Raw genomic sequence first — 3,577 nt, 5'->3', positions numbered from 1 at the left:
GGTGCGGGGGGTGTCGGGGGGGTGGGTGTCGGCGCCCCGGCCGCGGGGGGGGGGGCGCCGGGCGCGCGCCCCCCCCGGGCGCGGCCCCCCCCGGCGGCGTGCTCACAGCTCGGCGAGCGTCCCGGCGTACATCTTGTCGATCTCGGCCGCGAAGTTGCTCTCCACGCCCCGCCGCTTGATCTTCAGCGACGGGGTGATCTCGCCGTCCTCGATGGTGAGGTCGCGCGGCAGGATGGTGACCTTCTTGATCGTCTCCCACCGGTTGAGCTTGGCGTTGAGCTGCGCCACGTACTCCTCGACCATGGCCTGCGCCTCGGGCGAGGAGACGATCTCGGCGTAGCTGCGACCCTCCAACGGCGTCCCCGCGGCCCAGCCCTTGATGGCGTCCGGGTCGAGGGTGACCAGCATGGTGCAGTAGTTGCGGGCCTGGCCGATCACCACGGCCTGCGAGGTGTACGGGCAGGTCGCCTTGAACATGCCCTCGATGTGCGACGGCGCGATGTACTTGCCGCCCGAGGTCTTGACCAGGTCCTTCTTGCGGTCGGTGATCCGCAGGTAGCCGTCGTCGTCCAGGCTGCCGATGTCACCGGTACGGAAGAAGCCGTCCTCGGTGAAGGCGGCGGCGGTCTCCTCGGGCAGGTTGTGGTACCCGCGCATCACCGGGCGGCCCTTGACCAGGATCTCGCCGTCGGTGTCGATCTTGCACTCCAGGTCGCCCATGGCCTGGCCGACGGTGCCGATGCGGAGCCCGCCCGGCCGGTTGACGAAGTTGCCGGCGCTGGTCTCGGTGAGGCCGTAGCCCTCGGAGATCGGCAGGTTGGCGGCGGCGAAGAAGGTGGCGATCTCGGGGCTGAGCGGGGCGGCGCCGGAGACGAGCACCCGGATCCGGCCGCCGAGGCGGGCCTGGAGCTTGCTGAACACCAGCTTCTCCGCCACCGCGTACTTCAGCTTCAACCCGGCGGGGACCGGCTTGCCGGCCTGCTCCAGGGTGACCTTCTCCTTGCCCACGGCGACGCCCCAGGCGAAGATCTTCGCCTTCGCGCCGCCGGCGCCCTGGGCGGTGGTGACGGCCTTGTTGTAGACCTTCTCGAACACCCGCGGCGCGCCGCACATCAGCGTCGGCTTGACCACGCCGAGCATGTCGACGAGCCGGTCCACCCGGCCGTCGACGTACGTCGGCAGGCCGACGTGGATGCTGCCGCAGATCAGCGTCTTGCCGAACGAGTGCGACAGCGGCAGCCAGAGGTAGTGCAGGTCGCCGTCGCGCAGCAGGCTGGTCTGGGCCTGGACGACGCCCTCCCAGCACCAGCCGCCGTGCAGCAGCTCGACGCCCTTCGGGCGGCCGGTGGTGCCGGAGGTGTAGATCAGGGTGGCCAGGTGGTCCGGGCCGATCCCGGCGACCAGCATCTCGATCAGGTCCGGTTCGGCGGCGAGCGCCCGGGCGCCCTGCTCCTCCAGCTCGGCGAGGGTCAGCTGGGGGACGGCCGCGGTGGGGTCGGCCGCGCCGTCGAGGAGCACCACATGGGTGAGCCGCGGCAGGTCCGCGCCCGCGATCTTTTTGGCCTGGGCCGGGTTCTCGGCGAACAGCACCCGGGAGCCCGAGTCCGCGATGATGTAGGTCGCGTCCTCCGGCTCCGTGGTCGGGTAGACCGTCGTGGTCGCGCCGCCGGCGCACATGATGCCGAGGTCGGCGAGCACCCAGTCGAGCCGGGTGTTCGCCAGGATCGCCACCGGATCCTCCTGACCGACGCCGAGCCCGTGCAGCCCGGCGGCGATCGCCTTGGCGCGGTGGGCCACCTGCTCCCAGGTCAACCAGACCGGTCCGGAGTCGTCGGGGGCCGGGTGGGCGAACGCGTGGGCGTCGGGAGTCGCCGCGACACGCTTCAGGAACATGTCAGGGATGGAGCGGTACGGTACATCGAGAGCCATCGCTGTAGCCGCCTTCGGGGGTGGTGACGTGACCACCGTCACGCCAATATCGGTTACCGAAGAGTATTGCCTGCACCCGGGCCTCGGCTAGCCCGGGTGATCCGGTGCGGGTGTCGTCCCGCGAGGTGGAACGCGTTTGTCAGGCGTACCGGGCGGCGACGCGGGACCAGTCGTAGGTGGCCCGGATCCAGTGCCGCCGTCCCCGCAGCACCGGCCGCACCGCCGCGCCGCCGGTCGCCAGGAGGGCCGCCTCCGCCTCGAGGTACGCCGCCAGCGCCCGGTTGAACCGGTCCGCCGCCGCCCGGAGGGCCGACGCCTCGTCGCCGCCGGTCTCCGCGGCGATCACGCTGACCAGGTTGTGGACGTCCGGGCCGGCACGGTTCTCCTTGCCGTAGGAGAAGACGTCGTTGCACCAGCAGATCAGGTCGGCGGCGAGCAGGTCGAGGGCGGCCAGCGCCGGCTCGGCGCGCAGCGTGGGCCCGGCCGCCGCGCCGATGGCCAGGTCGGTGAGGGTGAGGGTGGGTGGCACGCCGCCGGTGTGGCGGCGCATCTGCACGTACTCCCGCACCCCGGGGGTCCGGGAGTGCTCGCGGTTGGCCGCCTCCCAGAGCAACGCCATGAGGTACTGCCGGAGCTGGCTCGCGAAGCGCAGGAGCATCCCGGCGTGCCCCGACACCCGGACCCGGCGGCACAGATCGTCCAGCGCGTCGCCGAGCGCCCCGCCCCCGGTGGGCAACGGAGCCGTCGGGTCGCCGTGGCGGTCCAGCACGTCGAGCAGGACGGCCACGGTCGGTGCCAGTCGGGTGGGCGCGTCGCCGAGGCCGTCCTCGTCGCAGGTGTCGTCCATGACGAACAGCCAGCAGACCAGGTCGGCCAGCAGCCGCAGCTGGCCGACCGGGCCGTCCGGGCAGGCCCGCCCGGCCAGGCCGGCGGGATCGGCCCGCTGTAACCGGTGACCGTTAGTGATCAAACCGAAGTGCCGCGCCCACGCCAGGCTCTCCTCGGCCACCCGGTCCGTGGCCTCGTGCCGGCGTGCAGGGAAGGGGGGCTCGTGCAGCGCCGAGATCGCGAAGGTTCGCATGGGCGTCCCCCTGTCGCGCCGCCCGGGGCGGGACGGCGCGGCACAGCGTACGGGAGCGCGCCCGGAACATCGAGCCGCGTGCGACGTCGTTCGGCGTGGGGGGTGTGGCCGTTTACGTACAGTCCGTTACATGCCCAGGTCGGCGCCCCGGAGGCGTTCCACCGCCGCCGCCGGCCCGGCCACCTGCACCCGCGCAACGCGCTGCCGGCCGGAGAGGAAGAGGGCCAGCTCGCCGGGAGCCCCCACCACGCGGACCGGCTCGCCGCCCCGACCCACCGACAGCTCGCCGTAGCCGGGCGCCTGTACGAAGACGTCGGCCGGGAACCGGCGCAGCCCGAGACGGGCCAGCGGTGCGACCCGCCTCCACAACGCGCGGTGCAGCCCGGCGGGCAGGTCCCGTGGCATCCAGCCCGGGCGGGCACGCCGCACGTCCTCGTGGTGGATGAAGAACTCCATCGTGTTGACCAGCTCGTCGGTCAACCGGTTGCTGACCGGGCTCCACGCCGGCGGCCGGCGCACCTGGCCGACCAGCCGGGACCACGGCTGGGCCGCGAGCCGGCGCCGGAC

At 73.0% G+C, this 3,577-nt stretch carries 3 protein-coding genes; all 3 read right to left on the bottom strand.

Annotated elements, in window-relative coordinates:
• Positions 1–102: 102 nt before the first annotated feature.
• Positions 103–1,929: a long-chain fatty acid--CoA ligase gene (locus AB0I76_RS25240; RefSeq protein WP_357040186.1), complete on the bottom strand. Its 1,827-nt coding sequence runs from the start codon at positions 1,927–1,929 to the stop codon at positions 103–105.
• Between the two features lie 139 nt (positions 1,930–2,068).
• A complete protein-coding gene (locus AB0I76_RS25235; protein ID WP_357040183.1) occupies positions 2,069–3,010 on the bottom strand; it encodes a terpene synthase in 942 nt (313 codons plus the stop codon).
• Between the two features lie 126 nt (positions 3,011–3,136).
• Positions 3,137–3,577 (bottom strand): maleylpyruvate isomerase family mycothiol-dependent enzyme (locus tag AB0I76_RS25230; protein ID WP_357040180.1); only part of this gene is annotated, 441 nt, incomplete at its 5' end.

It is taken from the genome of Micromonospora sp. NPDC049799 (genome assembly GCF_040656655.1).
Taxonomy (GTDB): domain Bacteria; phylum Actinomycetota; class Actinomycetes; order Mycobacteriales; family Micromonosporaceae; genus Micromonospora.
The sequence above is the reverse complement of the archived record's forward strand: the minus strand, read 5'-3'. Positions and strand labels throughout refer to the sequence as shown.

What these genes read in the sequence shown, in the direction of transcription:
- AB0I76_RS25235 (WP_357040183.1), bottom strand. Translation starts at nt 3,010, where the DNA reads ATGCGAACCTTCGCGATCTCGGCGCTGCACGAGCCCCCCTTCCCTGCA.
- AB0I76_RS25240 (WP_357040186.1), bottom strand. Translation starts at nt 1,929, where the DNA reads ATGGCTCTCGATGTACCGTACCGCTCCATCCCTGACATGTTCCTGAAG.